Raw genomic sequence first — 19,469 nt, 5'->3', positions numbered from 1 at the left:
CGGTGGACCGGCTCATCCTTGGAGTTAAGCGTAAGCTCTGAAATCGACATATGTCCAAGCCCTCTTTCGAGGCTGAACATCAATGATCAAGTGATGATCCGGAAGGTGGGGTCAGGACAGCGCTTACTACCGACACGCAGCCGCTCGATATCGAACAGCAGCTTTCGATAGAGGTCGACGGGCTCGTCCAGGCCAAAGGTTTTGGTGGGCTTTTGCATGCTTTATAGGAGGTTCCGTAGTGTCAGCATTGACCAGGCCCCTCTGGTGCTGAAATTTCTACTGCTTCCCCGTTCTTATGCTTTCCGGCGAGCAAATGTTTAACCGAATTTTGCAGCTTCCCATCCTCTCGGTACATCCCTGCAAAGCGACTTCGTCCGCCTCTTCTGCAGAAGAGCCCATCGCGGACACCCAGTTGTCCGGTTTGATGCCCTCACCAGACCTTCGTGCCACGCTCAAGCACTGGTTCTGAAAAGTCGTGATAGGCTGACAGCCGTCGCCACACATGCGTATAGAGATTTTGGTTGCGGCGGCCGGGTCGATCTGGTTGGCAATAACGTAGATCGTTCCGGTTTTTAAATTGAGCGACGCCGCGCCGAATATTGCCCGGTTTGCCTGTGTGGAGGTTTCAGAAGACTCAGAAGCGATGACCTTGTCTTTCGGCTCAGATTTCACCGGTATTGTTGGAGTCGGTTGGGTTGGAACTGGGGCCGTGACCAATTGGGCGGGGTTTTGTGAAAATAAGTATGTTGCCGCGTCCCTTATCGGAGGGACGAGTGTGATAAGTCCCCCGATAATTGTGATGACCGCTGCCCCGACCTCAATCCTGATTTTGAGCCCTGAACCTCTCCACCAACCGACGCTCACAGAGTTCTCTGGCGCAGCCTTCGCTTGCTTCGGTGGCGTGTCATGCGAGATATAGTCGTCCATGTAATCCCCAAACCCTATCGCAAATTTACATGATGACTGCGAGGTTTCCAGTGATTTCGATGCAACCTCTCGACCGCATCAAGCCTCGATCTTCACCTTCTTGCGCAAAAGGACGCCGATATTCAGACGCTGCTGGCCGGGATTGAGGTGATCGTACCGTTTCTCGACGCCATGTTCCTTGGCGACGGCATACAGCTTGTCGAGATCGAGCTTCCCATCGGTTTTCACCTGGCCGTCCAGCCACTTATTGAATGGTGATGCCGCCGTATTCTTCAACCATGCCGCCCGCTGTTCGGCCGTGATCCGCATCTCAGGCTTCGCGTCGGCCCGATAGGTGCTGCCGGATGAGAAAAGGCCAGGCCTCGTGATCTGGAGTGCTTTGCGGTCGTGCTGATAACCGATGTATTCCATGATCTGTCTCGCAATATGCCCGATATGCTGCTTCACGCGGTCATCGACGACGTCTTCTCCGAATTCCTTGACGAGATACTTGCCGAGCGGCTCGACAGCGACACGTTCCAACTCGGTAGCGGTCTGCATTCGGACAACGCTCACCGGGTGCGTCATGAAAGCGTAAATCGCCTGACCGAGTTCTGACTCGTGCAGTTCGCGAAAATGTTGCGGGTCGTAGGTGAAGCCTTTCAGATCGAAATCGATGTGGTCCACGGCGATTATCCTTCCCTCGTTAATTCGTAGCTATGATATATACATCTGCTATTGATCTGACAAGGGGCGATTTCAACCAGCCTGGAAAGCAAGGCAGCAGTTTCGGCGGTTTCGATCAACCGGCGAACGACCCCGCTCAGGCCGAAGCGATATCGGCTGGCGTCGAATAGAATTGGGAAATTTTCAATCTGGTTGCGGTATGTCTCGATGATCGCAACCAGATTGATTTCCTATGTCACCGTTCATCCAGTTGGCCGCCGCCTTCCGCCTTAAAATTCAACCATCCCTCGTCGCCATCTACGCAGACCACCCTCATAGCCCCGATATCGTTTCCCAAGTCGGAACCGGATATCTCGTACGACATCGGGATCGCCCCGTCGTCATCACCGCAAAGCATACGCTCTATGGTGAGAGCGGGACCGAAGACCCTGGTGAAAAGAGCTTCTTTTGGGACGGGAAGCTTCACTACATCAACTCTGTTCCTCGGCAGATTTTCCAAGAACCGTATTTCGACGTGGCCTCGTTCTTCGCAGACGAACTTGCTACAAAACCTCAGCTGCCCGTGGGCATCGTCGCGCTGCCGAAAACACCGATCCCTCTGGTTACCATCGCCGGATACCTCGCCCGAGACTTCAGACGGAGCGGAAGCACCCTCAAGCCCGCAGTCCGGATACATACCGATAGCAGGATGGGTGCGTCCAAGGGTCAGGGCTTTGTCGCCGTGAGATACACCAGGCGTCGGAATAAAAGCAGTTTCACCGGCAATCGGCTGGAGGCTGTACCCCAACCCTCCGGCCTCTCGGGTGGTCCTATGCTGGACACTTTCAGCCTGCTTTCACCCGATCCCAAGATCATCGGCACTTTCACAGACCTGAAAAATGGTGAAGCTTTCGGCGCAAATTCATTGGTCGCACAGAAACTTTTATCGGCCATGTAACTTTCCTGGGACCTATCATCGAATCTCGCAGACGCCGATGCGCATGCTGTTCTCGATACTGATTTTCGAGAGCATGCATGATCAAAGGAAAACTCAGACTTCGGTCAATGGACCTGCAGCGCCGCGCATTTGCCGGTGAGCCTGTGTCCGTTGACGAGGCCGAGGGCACGTTCGATATCACCGTCACAACCGAAACTCCGGTTTGCACCTGGGTCCCTAAGCCCGGCGCTCTCCCGGACGAATTTGGTTTGGTCGAGTGTGTCGACGCCGATGAGGTGCTTCCAGCCGCCAATATGGATTACAGCCGCGTGCCACGCATGCCGCTGTTAGACAGTCATGATGCTCATAGCACCATCGAGAAGATACTCGGTTTGGTCGAGAACGTCCGTGCCGAGGGTCAGTCGATTGTTGCGAAGGCTACGCTCGCGGCACTCTGTTTGCATACGCGAAGAACTGCAAAGCCAGGAACGACGCGGCTTTCAAGATCGCGAACGAACCGAACTAATTCGGCTGACCGCTGAAGGCATCTCCCTCGGCAGCGATCAACTTACCTTTCAGCACGAAGAACTGCTCCAGCGCCAAGATTTCCAACACCTGCTCGATATAGTGCCGGAACTTGTGATCGAATTTGAAGCTGTCGCCGACGTAGGCGAGAAAATCATATCGCCGCAGTCCGATCTCAAAGATAGATGAAAGATGACGCTGATCGAGATCGACCAGGAGAAGCTGACTATCCCAATGCTCTTCTCGATGTACCAGCTGTCGCAGCGTAAACCTAATAGCATCCGTGTAGTGTTGACTCCCGCATACCGCAGTAAACGCCGCTGCCGCTTCATTGAGGTTCTTGAGACGTTTGTCGCTGACACTGAATTTCGTCATTCCATTACTCCTCACAAAAAAGAACGACCCCGGAGATTTCCGAGGTCGCGCAGACATAACGGTGATTATTCGGGTTTCAAGCTTTTCGCCGAGGAGCTGGCATCGGCGGTCGACGTCTTGCCGGTGGGACCGTAAACCTTCGGACCGGTGGTGCAGGCGGAGTAGGTTCCTCAACAGCCAGCACGGGCATCGCAGTCTGCTTGACCCTAATCTTCTCCCAGTATGCTTCACGGGCTGCCTTTTCAGCGGCTCGCTCGTCGGGGGGCTTTAGAGCCATCTGCTTGCACCGCTCGATTGCTTCCTCATCGGATGCCAATGCATACAGCTTGCCGTTTTTCGGCCAGTTCATGGAGCTGCGAAAGCGGTGCTCGAACAAGCTAATCGCCGCGCAGGATGAAGGGAATGTATTCGCGCTCGATCAAGCCGTTCAAGCTGCTACTCCCATCTGCTCGACCGCGTATGCCTCCAGGAGTCTCAGCCTCAGATCGTCAGGCGTCGACAGCCAGTCCACGCCTTCGAGTTGATAATCGACTAAGCTGTGGTGGTCGAAGTTGAAGACGTCACAAATCTCATCCTTGCTGACGACCCCAGACCGGACCAGTCTACGCAGGCGCGAACGACGTTGTGCTCGGTCATCGAACCCATCAGACAATGCCCAGCGGCCCGTCCGTGTCGCGACCCAGGATGTGCCTTCAACGTCAGCGAGACATGACGCCTGCCACAGCCACTGGCACTCGAATAGCTGGTCGCCGTTGTCATCGAGCACGAGAAACGCTGGCTTCAGCTGCGACTTTGACCGGCGCTTTACCCATTCGACGGCGACCGCGAAATAGTTGTCTGGCGAGATCGTGCGGTCTTCCTATGGGATAGTCGGCCAATTTGTTTATTTCACCGCCGAAAATCATGATCAAGCTCTCAGATAACGAGAAGTCAGGGACCTTCAACATGAGATTTATTTTCGCACTTATCCAAGCAGTCATCCGGTTTATGGCCGCAAGCTTGAGCGCAGGCACCGCCTTTTTAGATTGGCTTGCTAGTCGTTTGTCTGGAGGCGGCGCTGGTGCTCCAGCCGCTCCCGTCCCGAATCTGGAGATGGCACTACCAGAACCCGAGCGTCTCCAGCGGGCAGAGGACTTAGCCGTCGGCGAAGTCAAAGCAGTCGACAATCTGATGACACGCAGCCCTGCGCAACAAGCCCAGATTTTTGCGAGCATGGACAAAGACGACCGCATCCTCGCAGACCTGTCACTGCTACGGCCGGAGCAGATCGACTGGTTGGTCGGCTTGCACGAAGACCAACTACGGATCGTTGCGGAGGCCTCCGAGCGGAGAGTAGCTGACGCGCTGACTGGGAAGCCTCAATCGCTGACGGCGATCCTGTCTGTCGGTCAGCCAAAACTAAACGATGCGACGACCCTTGCTCATCGCTTGGCAGCAAAACGGGCGAGCCAGCTCTCGCCAACTCACCCGCCCGCATACGGTCTACAATAAGTTAAGCAGCTTTAGAAAAGCGGCGGCCTATTTCGATCAGTTGCCGCTTTTTTTCGTGCCGCAGCGCTCGGACGCAATCGTCGACGCGGTCCGGATGCTCCTGCAGGAAATGGTGAAAGCGGTATCGAGCTTCGGCTTCCAGCTCGTCCGCTTCGACTGCAGCGTGAAAAGCACTCATGTCGGCCATCTCCAGTTCATTCTCACGGTCGTGCGCATCAAATTTTACTTCGTCGGACAGTTCTTTCACCGACCGAAAGCCTGTGATCATATAGACCTCCTTCGTCGATAAACGCTGGGTGATCCACAAGTCGATAGCTTCGATAATATCCATTATGCAGCAACCTTTGCAGCCAAGCGGCGAGCCGATTCATAGTGAGTGCGGGCCGTGACTTTGAGACGCTCGTTCTCGGCTTTCAGGCGCACGATTTCAGCTGCCTGGTTTTCTGCCAGCTGCATCAGAGTTTCGGAGTAGGCGATAGCGGCGTCGAGCTGACTACGGAGAACGTGACTGTTGTTGCTTTCGCGAGCCTGCCGCATGGCCTGGATGCCACTCATGTGAGCGTTGACGGCACCAGCTGCGAGCATCGTGAACATCGCACCGGTCTGCGCCACGACGGCGGTAGCAGGATCGCGAGAAGTAAAGATGTTCGACATGACAGGCTCCTGATCGTTTGCACGCACAGGATGAATCCCGGCGGTGAAGAACATATTAATTTCGTTATTAAACTCAATGACCTAACGCCGGAATTCTGACAATAAAACAAAATAAAATCATAGCACTGTTACAAATCGGGGGCAAACTTCCTGCCCCCGATTTGTAACAGTGCTACCTGGAGTTAAGCCTATAATGGATGAGTTCTGGAATTAGACCTTTGGAGAACTTATTCGTTATCGCGGTGGCTTTCCAACGATCCAGCGATTACCGCCTTTGCTGCCGCATTTCCGGCACCTGAGCTTGGGAGCAGCGTGCTGATCACTGACGACGGATATCGAGCTTCAAGCCAATCACGATCTACCCAACCCTCGCGTTCGCATCGGCTGCAGCGGCCGCCGACCAAGGCCCAGGAGTGGACATCTCCGAAACGGCCGATAGCGACGTCTTCTAAGAGAGCGACTTCCTTCGGCCTGTCGACGATCACAGGCGGGTCAGGCATGCGGGTCAGGTCAATGCTGCGGCGATGTTTCATAAAAGGGTTCACACTCCCGTCTAAACGGAATGTGTTCCTATTTTGTTCTAATTTTGATGAGAGTCAAGACGCCTCGTTGACCGTCATGCCTGTTCCGGCCTCATGACCGGCATAACATTGGGAAAAGTCGCCACCTGCTCCTCGATTTCGGCTTCAGACGGCAGCGGTATCGGCAGCCCGGCATCGCCAAGGTAGACCAGCAGCGCAGCGTGATCTCGGATTTTGAGCGAGCGAACGGCAACGGCGGACGAAATCTGTCCGTTAAAATAGAGGACCAGTGGATGTGTGTCGGGGCGCTGAATCATTTCTCCGGCTCCCAGCGATATCGCTCTGGATACCTATCGATACGCTCCTGGGTCAGCGGCGTATGACCGCGTTCCTCAGCGATCTCGTATTCGGCCCGGGCTATCAGCAGCTGCTCATAAAAATCAATCTCGTCCGGATGCGCGGCTTCCATAAATGCCGTTTGCTCGGCCGCAGTGCTGTCAAGAAATTTCTCATACAAATCGAGATCACGGAGCCGGAAGCCCGGTCCGGTCGGCATGCGCTTAATCCGCAAATTTCGATTTACAACGTCGTGATGCTCGTCGAAGTCTTCGTTGATTTGTATCAGCAGGCGTTCTTGTTCAGGTGTCATTTGCCCTTTCATCAGACTGCCTTCAGGATCGGTTTAAGGTCGATTCCGTCAGGGATACGGATGTGCCTGGTAAGCTGCGGAACGTCGCGAAACTCTTTGTCACCTCGGACCTTAACATCCTGGGAGATGCGTTGCGTATGGCAATGAGGGCAGCCTCTCAACGTTGTCTCAGTCTGCACCGTCCCTTTGACGATCTTCTCGCCTTTTCCGGGCTGCCACTTCATCAGCTGCTCGAAGTGCGGGCCATCGACCGGGACTTCAAACAGGTTGTCGTAGTATTTGGAAAAGTCTTCCTGGGAAGAAAACATTTGCTGCTTCTTTGCCAGGGTGCGGAGATATCGTCCGCACTTCTCGCAGACGGGATACACGCGAAGCATAAGCCACACGAACACTCCGCCGACGATAAATCCAAGGAACTGAATAAACGCCAGGATACGACCATAGTCGCCAATATCTCCAGTGTTTGTTCCCGCCCTGCCGATCCGCAGACTTGTGTGGCTTAGATAGACATCAAGGTACTCGCTGAAGCTGACGACATCCGACGCCATCTGCCCATCGCCCAGGTCGAGCAGTCGATATTCGCCGTAGTAGATAGCTGTCTGAGCCAGGGCAGCGACGATCAGGATTTGGATCAGGATTAGCGCGGTCGGTCGCGTGTGAAACAGCAATGCCCCAAAATAATAGCCACTCGCAGCGGCCGCGCCGCAGAGAAGAGCGCCCGCTGGAACTACAACGAAGAAGCTCAGTGTGAAGAAGTTGAAGCCTGTGAAATGGTTGACTGCAACGACCGCGACGACCGTCAGCAAAAACGTCGCAATCCCGAAGACGGAGACGCCAAAATTTCCTGCAATATTCTTCATGTGTGCCCCCTCATTATCCCGGTTGCATCATGCACGGCAGACCACCAGAATCAATCGGTCGTCCCGACGTCTTCAAGGATCACGATGCTCTGGTTTCCCACTCTCTCTAGAAATGATTTCCGCTCTGTCATTGCCGACAGCGATCAGCAGTCGACAGGCAAATGGCTGGTGCCGATCTTTGTCCCAGACATCGGCCGCGTTTGGGAGGAACTCGAAGACGCAGCAGTCGAGGGTAGGCTCCTCGCCGCCAAGAAATCGACACCTCACCTACGGAAGCAGATTGGCCATGAACTCGTCTGTGTTTACTGCCGGTCGTCGGATGTCGATGCAGTCACGGAAACCCTTGCCGTCCTGCGCGAAATCGGGATCACGGACGAGCTGCTCTACAAGAGCGACCGTGCGACCGCTGATGGCAGAGATGAATACCTTTACAGCTCTGACGATTTTGAGAGCCCGGCTTTGAAACCGTCTTGAGATTTCCGCCGACGGATCAACCATCGTTCAGTGTCGTCCCAGCGCCTCCATCTTCTGCGCTGGTCGGGTGCTCGATTCCGAGATGGATAACAGGGTCGAGCGTATCGAGGTGTCAGAGCCCGTAAACAGCAGGATGTTTTTTAGTGCTGCTTACGGGGTCTGACACCAACGACATGACCAATCTTGATTTATGCGGACGGTAGCTCAGTCTGGTAGAGCGAAGGCCTGAACGGCCTGGATATAGCGGTAACGGCGTGACTGCTCGGACGCTGCAAGGTAGCAATTAGTCACCGCTAAGTGCGCTGGTTCGATTCCAGCCTCCGCGCCACACTTCAAGCTGCCGCATCATCGGCAATCGCTTTTTCAAGCTCGCCTTTATTCAACATGGCCGAGATATCGAGTTGACCTTCCTTGAAGAAGTTCTCTGGAAAATTGATGTGGTTCACCTTCGACACCCTGGGATGTCCAGCAATGAAATCGGTTCGCTCCTCGACAGTGATTTCGTACGTGCCTGGCGGCAAAAGATCACGACCTACGCTCGGAAGTTTGAACGGATGCTGAAAAGTGACCCACTTCGAATATGTTTTGATGTCACGCATGGCACATACCTAAAGTTGAGGTCCGATCGAAACGTAAGTTATCGGTGAAAGCAGCATCGCGACAGCTCGAAAAATAACTGTCGGGATTTCTGTCGGGTCCGCCAATTTAGGGCAGAAAAGCACTCGCAAAAATTCGGGAAAAAGCGAGCAAAATCAAGCTGGTCGGAGTGGAGTGATTCGAACACTCGACCCCCACGTCCCGAACGTGGTGCGCTACCAGACTGCGCTACACTCCGTGACCAGCGGCGCCTCTATAGACCAGCATTTTTCATTGTACAAGCGCCGCCCATGAAAAATATGCGACAGCATTGCGATCGCCAGCAACCCGGCTACGGAAAGGCGGAAAACCTGGGCGTTGCAAAAAAGCGGCGCAGGACAAAATTGATGTCGGCGGGCGCTCATCGCCTCGCGAAGCCTGACAAAAATCTGTTACGTGCAGTCTCGAAAACCTTGCCTCCCAGGCACAACAGAAGACATGAAGGATTTTTCAGGATCATGAGCCGCCGCGTCATCGCATCGACTGCCCTTTTCGCGCTCGCCCTTTCGGCCTGCACCACCGTCAGCGTTGCCAGCAATCCGATCGAGACCCGCTGGGTGGGTCATTCGGCCGGCGAGTTCTTCGCGAAATTCAGCCCGCCGATCAGCGATATCGACGAGGGCTCCACGACCGTCTATACTTGGCGTGGCGGCTATAACCGCATCAAGCAGCAGGGCGGCCGCACCGCCAGCGTCAGCTGCACCGCCAAGATCACCGTCTCCTCCAGCTACGTGATCCGCGACATCACCATCATCTCCGATCGTCCGGGCGCCAACGGCCCGAGCTATTGCACGGAACTGCTGACCGCCAGCTGAGGCGCGTCAGCCCGCGCAAGCGGACGACATAAGTCATGAAAGCCGCCGGCCGCCGCCCGATAGGGTAAGGGCCGGCGGCAATTTCCGAATGCACCGCAGCGAAAGCGATGCTAGATCTCACGAGCGCCTTGAACAGTTTAAACGACGCGATCAGAGGCCCGGCGCAGAACGGCAATGCCGCGACGGCCGTCATCGAGATCGCATCAGGCGCAGAGGCACGGCATGGCGGAAGACATTACCTTCGACATGGAATTCACCCCTTCCTATGGCGTGCCGGTCAGTGTTGCCGAAGGCGTGCAGCGGCTGACCGTCAACAATCCGTCGCCGTTCACCTTTCACGGCACCAATAGCTACATCGTCGGCGGTTCCTCGGTCGCGGTCATCGACCCCGGGCCCGAGAACGAGGCGCATTTCGAAGCGCTGATGGCGGCGCTGAAGGGGCGCGAGGTCACCCACATCTTCGTCAGCCACACGCACCGCGACCATTCCCCGCTCGCCCGCCGGCTGCGCGAAGAAACCGGCGCGGTCACCGTCGCCGAAGGGCCGCACCGGGCCTCGCGGCCGCTGCATGCGGGCGAGGTCAACCCGTTCGCGGAAAGCGCCGATAGCGGTTTCGTGCCCGACATCGCGGTTGCCGACGGGCAATTGATCGAGGGGGACGGCTGGGCGTTGACGGCCGTGCATACGCCCGGTCACACGGCCAACCATTCCGCCTTCGGGCTGGAAGGAACCGGCGTGCTGTTTTCCGCCGATCACGTGATGGCCTGGGCAACCACGATCGTCGCGCCGCCGGATGGGTCGATGGCGGATTTCATGGCTTCGATCGAAAAGCTGCTGCCGCGCGAGGACCGCATCTTCTTTCCGGGCCATGGCGGTCCGGTGAAGGAGCCGGGCTCGTTCCTGCGGGGGCTTCGCACCCATCGGCGCATGCGCGAACGGGCCGTGCTGGAGCGCATCAAGGCCGGCGACCGGCTGATCCCCGACATGGTCAAGGTGATCTATGCCAGCACCGACCCGCGCCTGCATGGGGCAGCTGCCCTTTCCGTGCTCGCGCATCTGGAAGACCTGGTCGAGAAAGGCCGTGTGCTGACCGAAGGCCCGCCGTCGCTTGCGGGTGCTTACTGGCCGGCCTAGTTCCCGGCTATCCCCAGAAGTTCGGTATCGAGCCGGTCGAGGAAATCCTCGGCAATGGCTTCGCTCATTCCAAGGTCATGCGGCCCGTATCGCGAGGCGACACGGATATCGACGGAAGTCGTCTCGGCGTCTTCCCGCAGCCGGATCACCAGGTCGAAACGCAGGCCGAAAACCAGGGTGCGGGTCTCGCCCTGCAGCAGGACATCGCCGGCATTGACAAAAACCGGTGCGAGCGAGGGTTCCGGGCGCGGCAGCGGGATCGGCGCCACGTCGGGCACCGGTGCCTGTTCGTCCTGCGGCGCGGGACGCTGGGCGATGTCCGGCGCGATCAGTTCGACGCCTTCCTTCTTGGTGATCGCGATCCGGGCGGAAAGCACCGCCTTCTGCACACCCTGATAGACGCGGTCGAGGGCGCCCTCGTAACGCCTGCCGGTGAGGCCGGGATAGGCGGCGAACTGCACCCGCCGATCGGCAGGCGTAAGGATCGTCGAGCGCGGCAGCCATTTCTGGCCGGCCTTCGGCTCGGCTACCCATGGCGGCGGGTCGGCAATATCGGTGGAAATGTCGAAGAGCGGCGGCAGGGTGTAATAATAGAAGGCGCCGGTCGCCACCACGGCAAGCGGGACACCGGCATAGATCAACCCTTTCGTCGCCGCGACGCCACCGGTTGCGCCGACCTGCCAGAGCCGGATCAGGCCAATCAGCGACAGAGGCACCGAAACGGCGGCAATCGCCGCCGAGAGGAACAGCAGCGCCAGGAAATCCGGGGTTGTGAGCGGGCCGAAACGATGGCCCAGCGCGGCGATGACGAACAACGCCAGCGCCGATAGGGCCAGCCTGCGGGCCGTATAGGCCGAATGGGAAACGGGCCGGACAAAACGGACGGGCATGGGATCGGCAAAGGCTCCATGGCAAAAGCGCTTGCTCCTGTGTAAAACAGCTTCGCCCGGAATGGAATCCCAAGGTTGCAGCCCGGCCGAATGAAAAGGAGTTCATGTCATGCGCCCTCACCGCCTTCTCCTCGTCGCCTCGCTTATTGCCCCGCTGGGCGCCCTGCTGGCCGGCTGCCAGACGATGACCCCGGAGGAACGCCGCGCGGCGGACGAGACCACCTGCGCCAGCTACGGCTTCAGGCGCGGCACGGATGCGATGGCGCGCTGCATGCTCGACATCGAACTCGACCGCCGCGCCGAAGGCCGTTCGATGCAGTCCCGTGCCGATGCGATGATGTGGCGGCCGATGGTGGTCGAGCGCCGGGTGATCGTCGAGCGGCGCTGAGCCATTGGAGACAATCCCAGCGCTGCGGATCACCATCGCCTGACATGCCGGGTGGTCATCCCTTCCCCTCGATCACCGGCGGTATTGCAGCTCGATCTTCACGCCTTCCGGGCCGTAGACGAAGATCTGGCCGATGTCGGTATCGGGTATGGCGTCGTGTTCGAAGCGGTAACCCGTCGCCGTGATCCTCTCGACGGCCGCGTCGTGATCGTAAAAGCCGAAAGCCACATGGTTGAACATGCCGGGCGGAAAATCTTCGTCACGGGTGACCATGCTCAGGTGAATGAAGGGATGGCCGTCCAGATAAAGCCAGCGGCCCGGATCGGAAAAGGGCGGCCGGTAGCCTTCCTCGGCCCCGAGCACGCTGCCCAGGAGCGCGATCATCGCGTCGGCGTCGCGCGTATGAATATTGACATGGTCCAGGCGCGGCATGTTTTCCTCCCTGTCGCTCTTGGCGGGGAAGATAGCATGGCCAAGCCGCTGTCCTAACCCTCACCGGCAGAAACGAAGATGGCCGGCTTCAGAAGTTCTTCATGTTGTAATGGGGAATTCCGACGTCGAAGAACTCTTCCCCATAGGTCTTGAAGCCGAAACGTTCGTACATGGAGATCTTGTCGCTCTGGGCCGCCAGATGAAAGCGGTTGTCCCGCGCTTGCCCGTGGGCCTCCATGGCGGCGCGGATCATGGCGCTGGCGACACCCTTGCCGCGCCACGGGCTGGTGACCGCGACCCGGCCGATCTTGACGCAGTCTTCCGCGTAAATGACCCGCAGCGTGCCGCAGACTTCACCCGAAACGACGGCCACGAAGTGGAAGGCGGTCAGGTCGTCGGCATCGAATTCCATGTCGGCCGGCACGTTCTGCTCGACGATGAAGACCTCGCGGCGAAGGCGGAAACCCTCGTTGCAGAGCGTGCTGAAGACGGGCACGGCGAGAACGGTAACCTGGTTCATCCCTTCCTCCTTTCGATCGCCGCCTGGGCCGCGGCAAGGCGGGCGATGGGCACGCGGAAGGGTGAGCAGGAGACGTAGTCGAGGTCGGCATCCTCGCAGAAGCGGATCGAGGCGGGGTCGCCTCCATGTTCGCCGCAGATGCCGAGCTTGAGGTCGTTGCGGGTCCGGCGGCCACGCTCGGCGGCCATCTGGATAAGCTCGCCGACGCCGTCGAAATCGAGCGAGATGAACGGGTCGTGCTCGATGATGCCCTTCCTCTGATAGGTGGGGATGAAGGCCGCCGCATCGTCGCGGGACATGCCAAAGGTGGTCTGGGTCAGGTCGTTGGTGCCGAAGGAGAAGAACTCGGCCGTCTCGGCGATGACATGGGCGCGGATGGCTGCGCGCGGCAGCTCGATCATCGTGCCGGCGAGATAGGCGATCGGAACGCCGGTTTCCGTCGCGACATCCTCGGCGACACGGTCGATGACGCCCTTCACATAGTCCAGTTCCTTGCGCAGGCTGACGAGCGGCACCATGATTTCCAGCTCGACCGGTTCGCCTGTCAGCTTTCCGGCCTCCACCGCCGCCTCGAAGATGGCGCGCGCCTGCATTTCGGCAATCTCGGGATAGGAGATCGCCAGCCGGCAGCCGCGATGGCCGAGCATCGGGTTGAACTCGTGGATGGCGTCGATGCGGCGGGCGAGGAAGGCCGGCGGCATCGCCATCGCCTTGGCGACCTCGGCGATTTCGGCTTCCGTCTTCGGCAGGAACTCGTGCAGCGGCGGATCGAGCAGGCGGATCGTCACCGGCAGGCCGTGCATGATCGAGAACAGCTCGATGAAATCCGAGCGCTGCATCGGCAGGAGTTTTCCGAGCGCTTCGCGGCGGCCCTTCTCGTCCTCGGCGAGAATCATCTCGCGCATGACGTGGATGCGGTCGCCCTCGAAGAACATGTGCTCGGTGCGGCAGAGGCCGATGCCTTCGGCGCCGAAGGAGCGGGCGGCGCGGGCGTCCTGCGGCGTATCGGCGTTGGTGCGCACCGTCATGCGGCGGGTTTTGTCGGCCCAGGCCATCAGCTTGCCGAAATCGCCGGAGAGTGCGGGCTGGATCATCGGCACCGCGCCCTTCAGCACCTGCCCGGAGGAACCGTCTATCGTAACCGTGTCGCCGCGCTTCAGCGTCACGCCGGCGCCGATCAGGAGTTCGTTGCGCAGGTCGACCCTCATCGAGCCGGCACCGACGACGCAGGGGATGCCCATGCCGCGGGCGACGACCGCGGCATGACTGGTCATGCCGCCGCGGGTGGTCAAAATGCCTTCGGCAGCGTGCATGCCGTGGATGTCTTCAGGGCTGGTCTCGATGCGCACCAGGATGACCTTGCGGCCTTCGTGCTCCGCCTCGACCGCCTCTTCGGCGGTGAAGACGATCTCGCCGGTGGCGGCACCCGGGGAAGCCGGCAGGCCGGACCCGACCACGTGGCGCTCGACGCGCGGATCGATGGTCGGGTGGAGAAGCTGGTCGAGCGAGGGCGGCTCGATGCGGCAGACCGCCTCTTCTTCGGTGATGACGCCCTCCTCCACCATGTCGACGGCGATCTTCATCGCCGCGCGGGTGGTGCGCTTGCCGGAGCGGGTCTGCAGCATCCATAACTTGCCGCGCTCGACGGTGAATTCGAGATCCTGCATTTCGCGGTAATGGGCTTCCAGCCGGTCGCAGATCGCCTTGAACTCGGCGAACGTTTCCGGCATCAGCTTTTCCATCGACGGCTTGTCGGAGCCGGAAGCGATACGCCCTTCCTCGGTGATCGATTGCGGCGTACGGATGCCGGCGACGACATCTTCCCCTTGCGCATTGACCAGAAACTCGCCGTAGAGCGCCTTGTCGCCGGTCGAGGGATTGCGGGTGAAGGCGACGCCGGTCGCCGAGGACGAACCGAGATTGCCGAACACCATGGTCTGGACGTTGACGGCCGTGCCCCATTCCTCCGGAATGCGGTGGAGCATGCGATAGGTCATGGCACGCGGGTTCATCCAGCTCGAAAAGACGGCGCGGATGGCGCCCCAGAGCTGCACATGCGGATCCTGCGGAAAGCTGGTGTCCAACTCGTCCTCGATCATCCTCTTGTAGAGGCTGACGACGTGCTGCCATTCGACGGCGGAAAGATCGGTATCGTAGTCGTGGCCGAGTCGGGCCTTCTCGTCCTCGAGTATCTCCTCGAAAATCTCGTGGTCGAGGCCCATGACCACATCGGCATACATCTGGATGAAGCGGCGGTAGCTGTCCCAGGCAAAGCGCGCATCGCCGGCGTCGTGCCCGAGCGACTGCACCGTTTCGTCGTTGAGACCGAGGTTGAGGACGGTATCCATCATGCCGGGCATGGATGCCCGGGCGCCGGAGCGCACGGAAAGCAGCAGCGGCTTCGTCTTGCCGCCGAAGACGCGGTCCGTCAGCCCTTCGATCGCGGTTATGCCTTCGAGGACCTGCGCCTTCAGGTCGTCCGGAAGCGTCCTGCCATTCTCGAAATAGAAAACGCAGGCATCGGCAACGATGGTCAGTCCTGGAGGAACGGGCAGGCCAAGGCTTGCCATCTCGGCGAGATTGGCGCCCTTGCCACCCAGCCGCTCGACATCCGTGGCGCGGCCCTCCGCCTCGCCACCGCCGAAGCGATAGACCCATTTCGACATTGCTGCTCTCCACCCGTCGCAGTCTTTTGCGCAATAACTACAAGTTTTATGACGGTTTGGAAACGGATCTAGGCAGGAATATGTTGCGTCGCAACAAGAGCGGCCGGATACAGGCGTCAAATCGACCTGGCAGCGCTGGAAAACAAAGCTTTGCGGGGCCGGATCACAGGCGGCCCCGCAAAGCTTTCCGCCCGGGACAGGAAACCCGGACGGGGGGTAGGAAACTTTGAGCTGGACTGCGAAGCGTATGGACGCTCAAGCGCGTTCCAATTCCACGGTCCACAAAATAACAATAGTCAGAAAATTACATCCCCCATATGGGTGATTCTACGTAGGTCGCAGGTAGTTTACCCCCGGATGCAGCTTTAAAAATTGATGCTAGTCAATGAATTGACGTAAATCACGTCGCTAGAGAATGCAACTCGCAACAACGGCACCCATTCAGCTCGCCTCGCGCAGAAGCTCCGCGGTCTGGAGATCGACGGAAACGAGCTGGGAAACGCCCTGTTCGCCCATCGTCACGCCGAAAAGGCGGTTCATGCGGGCCATGGTGATGGGATTATGGGTGATGATGATGAAACGGGTCTCGGTCGATGCCGCCATCTCGTCCATCAGATTGCAATAACGTTCCACATTGTGATCGTCGAGCGGCGCATCGACCTCGTCCAGCACGCAGATCGGCGCCGGATTAGTGAGGAAGACGGCGAAGATCAACGCCATCGCCGTCAGCGCCTGCTCGCCGCCTGACAAAAGCGTCATGGTCTGAGGCTTCTTGCCCGGCGGGCGGGCGAGGATTTCAAGACCGGCCTCGAGCGGGTCGTCCGATTCGATCAGCTGCAGTTCCGCCGTGCCGCCGCCGAAGAGATGGGTGAAGAGCCGTTGGAACTGCTCATTGACCACGTCGAAGGCGGCCAGCAGCCGCTCCCGGCCTTCGCGGTTGAGGCTCTGGATCGCACCGCGCAGCTTGCGGATCGCGTCGATCACGTCGGCGCGCTCGCGCATCAGGTTGTCGAGCTTGTCGGAAAGCTCCTTCTGCTCTTCGTCCGCGCGCAGGTTGACGGCACCGAGCCTTTCGCGCTCCATGCGCAGGCGGTCGATCTCGCGCTCGATCTCGCGGACGTCCGGCAGCGCCGAGTCGGGCTTCAGGCCGGCCAGCCGCAGGACCTCGTGGGGCGCGACATTGAGCGCCTCGCGGATGCGGTTCTCGCTCTCATGGCGCTTCTCGGCAGCCGAAACCAGACGCTCCTCGGCACGGCCCCGCTTTTCGCGCACCTCGGCCAGTTCGGACAGCGCGACGGTGGCAATCCGGTCAGCCTCGCGCTGATGGGTTTCCGCTTCGGCCAACCGGTCGGCGGCGGCGCGGCGAGCCTCTTCCGCCTTCTGCAACTCGGTCAGCAGCGCGCGGCGCTTGTCGTCGAACTCCTCGGGCGCAGCTTCGAGATCGGCGATCTCCTCGCGGGCCTCTTCCTCGCGCTCTCTGAGGCTGGCGATATGATCGGCGGCGCTCGCCGCCCGGGCCGTCCAGGAGGCACGCTCCTGGGCGATCGCTGCCAGGCGCCGCTTGCGAGCTTCGGTCTCGCGGCTCAGGCCCTCGTAACGGGCGCGCGCTTCGGCGAGCAGGCCGCGATCGGTCGCGACAATCGCCTGCTGATCGCGCAGCCGGTTGTCGAGATCGGAAATATCGGGTGCATCCTCGAGCTCGATGCGGGCGTTTTCTTCCTGGACGCCGAGATCCTCGATCTGCGTCGTCACCTGGTTCACCGCCTCGCCGGCCACGTCGCGGCGGCGCATCAGGTCGCCGGCTGCACGTTCGGCGGCGGCCAGCGCATCGCGGGCTTCGGACAGCTGGCGCGCGCCGATACGGGCGCGATCGCGGGCGACGGTGAGGCGCCGTTCGGCGGAGGTGATTTCGGATGCGGCGGCGGCGAGCGCCACTTCAGTTTCGGACAGAACGATGCGCGCTTCGTCGATCTCGGCTTCCAGTTCCGAGAGCCGGTTCTTCTGGGATAGGCGCAAGGCAGCCGCACCCGGCGCCTCGGAGCCGGTCACGTGGCCGTCCCAGCGATAGACGGCGCCTTCGCGGGTCACCAGGCGCTGGCCGGGCCGCAGCAGGCGCATCATCCGCTGGCCCTCCGCCGAAGCCACGACGCCGATCTGGGCAAGGCTGCGCGACAGTTCCGGCGGCGCGGTGACATGCGCGATCAGCGGCTGGGCGCCCTGGGGCAGGCCGGGATCACCGGAACCGTCGCCATTCACCGACCAGTAGGTCGGAGCCGAGGCATCGACCGGGCTTTCGAGGTCGTCGCCAAGCGCTGCACCGAGGGCCGCCTCGAAACCACGATCGACGCGGATCATGTCGGCGACCGCGACGAAATCCCCCGACGTGGCACCGGCTGCGAGCATTTTCGAAATGGTGCGGGCCTCGGTCTCCAGCGCATTGAGCGCAGAGCGTGCAGCCTCCACCGGGCCGCGGGCCATCAATTCGGCCGAGCGGGCGGCGGAAAGTGCCGCCTCCACGTCTTCGACCGCGATCGTCGCGTCCTCGACGGCGATTTCCGCCGCCTCGACCGCTTCACGCCTTTCGGCCGGATCGTCGAGGGCGGATAGCCGTTCGTTGATGGCGTCAAGCTCGCCCGTGGCATCGCCAAGCTGCCGGTCGAGGCGCTGGCGGCGCTCTGCGAGATCGCGGATCAGCCGTTCGAGCTGGTGACGCCCGGCGGCTGCCTCGGCGCGCTCGGCGGTGATTGCCGAAAACAGCGCTTCGCTCGCCGCAAGCGACGCCGCGGCAGCCTCGAAAGTCTCGCGCATCTCTTCGGCTTCGGAGCCGGAATCGGCGAGCATGTCGTTGAGTTCGGCCTCTTCCTCGCCGAGCTTTTCGAGGAAGGCGGTATTGTCGGCGGCGAGCCGTTCTTCGCGGCCGATATCGTCGCCGAGCTGGACGAGCCGGCGGGTCAGTTCGTCCCGGCGCTTCAGCAGGCGGTTTGCCTCTTCCTCCAGCTGGCCGCGGGCGATCTGCAGGCGCTGCAGGGCGGCACCGGCCTTCGCCTCCTCCTCGCGCAGCTCCGGCAGCTTGAGGCTGGCGATCGCCTGTTGCTTGGCGGCCTCCATCTGCGCCTGCGCCTTTTCGGCAACGACGCTGGTTACCTGATTGAGCGCGCTTTCCGCCTCGCCTTCCGCCTCCTTGGCCTGCACCCAGCGGATATGCAGGAGCATCGCCTCACGGGCCCGGATATCGGCCGACAGGGTCTTGAAGCGGCTCGCCTGGCGGGCCTGACGCTTGAGGCTCTCGATCTGGCTTTCGAGCTGCGAGAGCACGTCGTCCAGACGTTCGAGATTGCCTTCGGCGGCGCGCAGCCGCAGTTCCGCCTCGTGGCGGCGCGAATGCAGGCCGGAAATGCCGGCCGCCTCTTCGAGCAACTGGCGACGCGCCTGGGGTTTTGCCTGGATCAGTTCGCCGATGCGGCCCTGCCCGACCATGGAAGGCGAGCGGGCGCCGGTCGAGGCATCGGCAAACAGAAGCTGCACGTCCTTGGCGCGGGCTTCCTTGCCGTTGATGCGGTAGACGGAGCCGGACTCCCGTTCGATGCGACGGGTCACCTGGATTTCGTCGGAATCGTTGAAGGCGGCAGGTGCCGTGCGGTCGGAATTGTCGAGATAGAGGCCGACTTCGGCGGTGTTGCGGGCCGGCCGGTTGCCGGAGCCCGAGAAGATCACGTCGTCCATGCCGGACGCGCGCATGTTCTTGTAGGAGTTTTCTCCCATCACCCAGCGCAACGCCTCGACGAGGTTCGACTTGCCGCAGCCGTTCGGGCCGACCACGCCGGTCAGCCCGCGCTCGATGATAAATTCCGTCGGTTCGACGAAAGACTTGAATCCGAGAACGCGCAGCTTGTTGAACTTCATGCCGCGCCCCTCACCTTCCCGTCAGGG

Annotated in this window: 22 protein-coding genes and 1 tRNA gene; 7 read left to right on the top strand and 16 right to left on the bottom strand. The window is 60.2% G+C overall.

Going from position 1 to position 19,469, the window contains the following annotated elements:
* Window positions 1–86: 86 nt before the first annotated feature.
* The 3 genes from C5L10_RS34725 to C5L10_RS09825 all read right to left on the bottom strand — a co-directional run bounded on the left by C5L10_RS34725 (window position 87) and on the right by C5L10_RS09825 (window position 1,593).
* Entirely contained in the window at window positions 87–218 is a 132-nt protein-coding gene (locus tag C5L10_RS34725) for a hypothetical protein (RefSeq protein WP_256384677.1), read from the bottom strand.
* 58 nt (window positions 219–276) lie between these two features.
* Window positions 277–927 carry a DUF4189 domain-containing protein gene (locus tag C5L10_RS09830; RefSeq protein WP_105429479.1) on the bottom strand — a complete coding sequence of 217 codons (651 nt, stop codon included), beginning with the start codon at window positions 925–927 and terminating at the stop codon, window positions 277–279.
* Window positions 928–1,005: 78 nt separating this feature from the next.
* Window positions 1,006–1,593: a hypothetical protein gene (locus C5L10_RS09825; protein ID WP_245447963.1), complete on the bottom strand. Its 588-nt coding sequence runs from the start codon at window positions 1,591–1,593 to the stop codon at window positions 1,006–1,008.
* A gap of 232 nt (window positions 1,594–1,825) precedes the next feature.
* Here C5L10_RS09825 and C5L10_RS09820 point away from each other — a divergent pair, with 232 nt between their 5' ends.
* Window positions 1,826–2,530, top strand: coding sequence for a hypothetical protein (locus tag C5L10_RS09820; RefSeq protein WP_105429477.1), 705 nt, complete (start codon window positions 1,826–1,828; stop codon window positions 2,528–2,530).
* Between the two features lie 77 nt (window positions 2,531–2,607).
* Window positions 2,608–3,051 carry a hypothetical protein gene (locus C5L10_RS09815; protein WP_172716968.1) on the top strand — a complete coding sequence of 148 codons (444 nt, stop codon included), beginning with the start codon at window positions 2,608–2,610 and terminating at the stop codon, window positions 3,049–3,051.
* On the opposite strand, the gene C5L10_RS09810 is transcribed toward C5L10_RS09815, so the two are convergent.
* On the bottom strand, window positions 3,032–3,409 hold the full coding sequence (locus C5L10_RS09810; protein WP_105429475.1) for a hypothetical protein: 378 nt from the start codon (window positions 3,407–3,409) through the stop codon (window positions 3,032–3,034). The two genes, C5L10_RS09815 and C5L10_RS09810, sit on opposite strands and share 20 nt — an antisense overlap.
* An 879-nt stretch (window positions 3,410–4,288) precedes the next feature.
* Here C5L10_RS09810 and C5L10_RS09800 point away from each other — a divergent pair.
* Window positions 4,289–4,900: a hypothetical protein gene (locus C5L10_RS09800; RefSeq protein WP_172716967.1), complete on the top strand. Its 612-nt coding sequence runs from the start codon at window positions 4,289–4,291 to the stop codon at window positions 4,898–4,900.
* A gap of 1 nt (window position 4,901) precedes the next feature.
* Here C5L10_RS09800 and C5L10_RS09795 read toward each other — a convergent pair whose 3' ends face one another.
* The 5 genes from C5L10_RS09795 to C5L10_RS09775 form a co-directional block, all read right to left on the bottom strand.
* A complete protein-coding gene (locus tag C5L10_RS09795) occupies window positions 4,902–5,231 on the bottom strand; it encodes a hypothetical protein (protein ID WP_105429472.1) in 330 nt (109 codons plus the stop codon).
* The gene (locus C5L10_RS09790) at window positions 5,231–5,608 is read right to left on the bottom strand and encodes a hypothetical protein (RefSeq protein ID WP_105429471.1); all 378 of its coding nucleotides are present in this window, start codon (window positions 5,606–5,608) and stop codon (window positions 5,231–5,233) included. Before C5L10_RS09790 ends, C5L10_RS09795 begins: the two co-directional genes overlap by 1 nt.
* A 562-nt stretch (window positions 5,609–6,170) precedes the next feature.
* On the bottom strand, window positions 6,171–6,392 hold the full coding sequence (locus C5L10_RS09785) for a hypothetical protein (protein WP_105429470.1): 222 nt from the start codon (window positions 6,390–6,392) through the stop codon (window positions 6,171–6,173).
* Complete coding sequence (locus tag C5L10_RS09780) at window positions 6,389–6,724, bottom strand: hypothetical protein (protein ID WP_172716966.1); 336 nt, start codon at window positions 6,722–6,724, stop codon at window positions 6,389–6,391. The genes C5L10_RS09785 and C5L10_RS09780 overlap by 4 nt, the downstream gene beginning before the upstream one ends.
* 11 nt (window positions 6,725–6,735) lie before the next feature.
* Window positions 6,736–7,584, bottom strand: coding sequence for a hypothetical protein (locus C5L10_RS09775; protein WP_105429468.1), 849 nt, complete (start codon window positions 7,582–7,584; stop codon window positions 6,736–6,738).
* An 84-nt stretch (window positions 7,585–7,668) separates the two neighbouring features.
* Here C5L10_RS09775 and C5L10_RS09770 point away from each other — a divergent pair, with 84 nt between their 5' ends.
* Window positions 7,669–8,058 carry a putative phosphothreonine lyase domain-containg protein gene (locus C5L10_RS09770; protein ID WP_105429467.1) on the top strand — a complete coding sequence of 130 codons (390 nt, stop codon included), beginning with the start codon at window positions 7,669–7,671 and terminating at the stop codon, window positions 8,056–8,058.
* Between the two features lie 332 nt (window positions 8,059–8,390).
* Here the strand turns inward: C5L10_RS09770 and C5L10_RS33585 are convergent, their stop codons facing one another.
* Together C5L10_RS33585 and C5L10_RS09765 are read right to left on the bottom strand one after the other, a co-directional pair.
* Complete coding sequence (locus C5L10_RS33585; protein WP_172716965.1) at window positions 8,391–8,657, bottom strand: hypothetical protein; 267 nt, start codon at window positions 8,655–8,657, stop codon at window positions 8,391–8,393.
* A gap of 159 nt (window positions 8,658–8,816) precedes the next feature.
* Window positions 8,817–8,893, bottom strand: a tRNA-Pro gene (locus tag C5L10_RS09765).
* A gap of 259 nt (window positions 8,894–9,152) precedes the next feature.
* Here C5L10_RS09765 and C5L10_RS09760 point away from each other — a divergent pair.
* Entirely contained in the window at window positions 9,153–9,509 is a 357-nt protein-coding gene (locus C5L10_RS09760; RefSeq protein ID WP_046664491.1) for a hypothetical protein, read from the top strand.
* Window positions 9,510–9,731: 222 nt separating this feature from the next.
* Window positions 9,732–10,643 carry an MBL fold metallo-hydrolase gene (locus C5L10_RS09755; RefSeq protein WP_105429466.1) on the top strand — a complete coding sequence of 304 codons (912 nt, stop codon included), beginning with the start codon at window positions 9,732–9,734 and terminating at the stop codon, window positions 10,641–10,643.
* On the opposite strand, the gene C5L10_RS09750 is transcribed toward C5L10_RS09755, so the two are convergent.
* A complete protein-coding gene (locus tag C5L10_RS09750; protein ID WP_105429465.1) occupies window positions 10,640–11,533 on the bottom strand; it encodes a DUF1499 domain-containing protein in 894 nt (297 codons plus the stop codon). The two genes, C5L10_RS09755 and C5L10_RS09750, sit on opposite strands and share 4 nt — an antisense overlap.
* A gap of 109 nt (window positions 11,534–11,642) precedes the next feature.
* On the opposite strand from C5L10_RS09750, the gene C5L10_RS09745 reads away from it, so the two are divergent.
* Complete coding sequence (locus C5L10_RS09745; protein WP_105401938.1) at window positions 11,643–11,921, top strand: hypothetical protein; 279 nt, start codon at window positions 11,643–11,645, stop codon at window positions 11,919–11,921.
* A 72-nt stretch (window positions 11,922–11,993) separates the two neighbouring features.
* Here the strand turns inward: C5L10_RS09745 and C5L10_RS09740 are convergent, their stop codons facing one another.
* The 4 genes from C5L10_RS09740 to C5L10_RS09725 all read right to left on the bottom strand — a co-directional run bounded on the left by C5L10_RS09740 (window position 11,994) and on the right by C5L10_RS09725 (window position 19,442).
* Complete coding sequence (locus C5L10_RS09740; RefSeq protein ID WP_105429464.1) at window positions 11,994–12,353, bottom strand: VOC family protein; 360 nt, start codon at window positions 12,351–12,353, stop codon at window positions 11,994–11,996.
* Between the two features lie 88 nt (window positions 12,354–12,441).
* Window positions 12,442–12,873, bottom strand: coding sequence for a GNAT family N-acetyltransferase (locus tag C5L10_RS09735; protein ID WP_046631219.1), 432 nt, complete (start codon window positions 12,871–12,873; stop codon window positions 12,442–12,444).
* Window positions 12,870–15,539 carry a pyruvate, phosphate dikinase gene (gene ppdK / locus C5L10_RS09730; protein ID WP_105429463.1) on the bottom strand — a complete coding sequence of 890 codons (2,670 nt, stop codon included), beginning with the start codon at window positions 15,537–15,539 and terminating at the stop codon, window positions 12,870–12,872. Before ppdK ends, C5L10_RS09735 begins: the two co-directional genes overlap by 4 nt.
* A gap of 441 nt (window positions 15,540–15,980) precedes the next feature.
* Window positions 15,981–19,442, bottom strand: a complete 3,462-nt coding sequence (locus C5L10_RS09725; RefSeq protein ID WP_105429462.1) for a chromosome segregation SMC family protein — start codon at window positions 19,440–19,442, stop codon at window positions 15,981–15,983.
* Between the last annotated feature and the right edge of the window lie 27 nt (window positions 19,443–19,469).

The organism is Neorhizobium sp. T6_25 (assembly GCF_002968555.1).
In the GTDB taxonomy this organism is placed as follows: Bacteria; Pseudomonadota; Alphaproteobacteria; order Rhizobiales; family Rhizobiaceae; genus Neorhizobium.
The sequence above is the reverse complement of the archived record's forward strand: the minus strand, read 5'-3'. Positions and strand labels throughout refer to the sequence as shown.

Bases quoted from the DNA above. Each gene is read 5' to 3' on its own strand.
- C5L10_RS34725 (WP_256384677.1), bottom strand. From the start codon at position 218: ATGCAAAAGCCCACCAAAACCTTTGGCCTGGACGAGCCCGTCGACCTC.
- C5L10_RS09830 (WP_105429479.1), bottom strand. From the start codon at position 927: ATGGACGACTATATCTCGCATGACACGCCACCGAAGCAAGCGAAGGCT.
- C5L10_RS09820 (WP_105429477.1), top strand. From the start codon at position 1,826: ATGTCACCGTTCATCCAGTTGGCCGCCGCCTTCCGCCTTAAAATTCAA.
- C5L10_RS09815 (WP_172716968.1), top strand. From the start codon at position 2,608: ATGATCAAAGGAAAACTCAGACTTCGGTCAATGGACCTGCAGCGCCGC.
- C5L10_RS09810 (WP_105429475.1), bottom strand. From the start codon at position 3,409: ATGACGAAATTCAGTGTCAGCGACAAACGTCTCAAGAACCTCAATGAA.
- C5L10_RS09795 (WP_105429472.1), bottom strand. From the start codon at position 5,231: ATGGATATTATCGAAGCTATCGACTTGTGGATCACCCAGCGTTTATCG.
- C5L10_RS09790 (WP_105429471.1), bottom strand. From the start codon at position 5,608: ATGTTCTTCACCGCCGGGATTCATCCTGTGCGTGCAAACGATCAGGAG.
- C5L10_RS09785 (WP_105429470.1), bottom strand. From the start codon at position 6,392: ATGATTCAGCGCCCCGACACACATCCACTGGTCCTCTATTTTAACGGA.
- C5L10_RS09780 (WP_172716966.1), bottom strand. From the start codon at position 6,724: ATGACACCTGAACAAGAACGCCTGCTGATACAAATCAACGAAGACTTC.
- C5L10_RS09775 (WP_105429468.1), bottom strand. From the start codon at position 7,584: ATGAAGAATATTGCAGGAAATTTTGGCGTCTCCGTCTTCGGGATTGCG.
- C5L10_RS09770 (WP_105429467.1), top strand. From the start codon at position 7,669: ATGCTCTGGTTTCCCACTCTCTCTAGAAATGATTTCCGCTCTGTCATT.
- C5L10_RS33585 (WP_172716965.1), bottom strand. From the start codon at position 8,657: ATGCGTGACATCAAAACATATTCGAAGTGGGTCACTTTTCAGCATCCG.
- C5L10_RS09760 (WP_046664491.1), top strand. From the start codon at position 9,153: ATGAGCCGCCGCGTCATCGCATCGACTGCCCTTTTCGCGCTCGCCCTT.
- C5L10_RS09755 (WP_105429466.1), top strand. From the start codon at position 9,732: ATGGCGGAAGACATTACCTTCGACATGGAATTCACCCCTTCCTATGGC.
- C5L10_RS09750 (WP_105429465.1), bottom strand. From the start codon at position 11,533: ATGCCCGTCCGTTTTGTCCGGCCCGTTTCCCATTCGGCCTATACGGCC.
- C5L10_RS09745 (WP_105401938.1), top strand. From the start codon at position 11,643: ATGCGCCCTCACCGCCTTCTCCTCGTCGCCTCGCTTATTGCCCCGCTG.
- C5L10_RS09740 (WP_105429464.1), bottom strand. From the start codon at position 12,353: ATGCCGCGCCTGGACCATGTCAATATTCATACGCGCGACGCCGACGCG.
- C5L10_RS09735 (WP_046631219.1), bottom strand. From the start codon at position 12,873: ATGAACCAGGTTACCGTTCTCGCCGTGCCCGTCTTCAGCACGCTCTGC.
- ppdK (WP_105429463.1), bottom strand. From the start codon at position 15,539: ATGTCGAAATGGGTCTATCGCTTCGGCGGTGGCGAGGCGGAGGGCCGC.
- C5L10_RS09725 (WP_105429462.1), bottom strand. From the start codon at position 19,442: ATGAAGTTCAACAAGCTGCGCGTTCTCGGATTCAAGTCTTTCGTCGAA.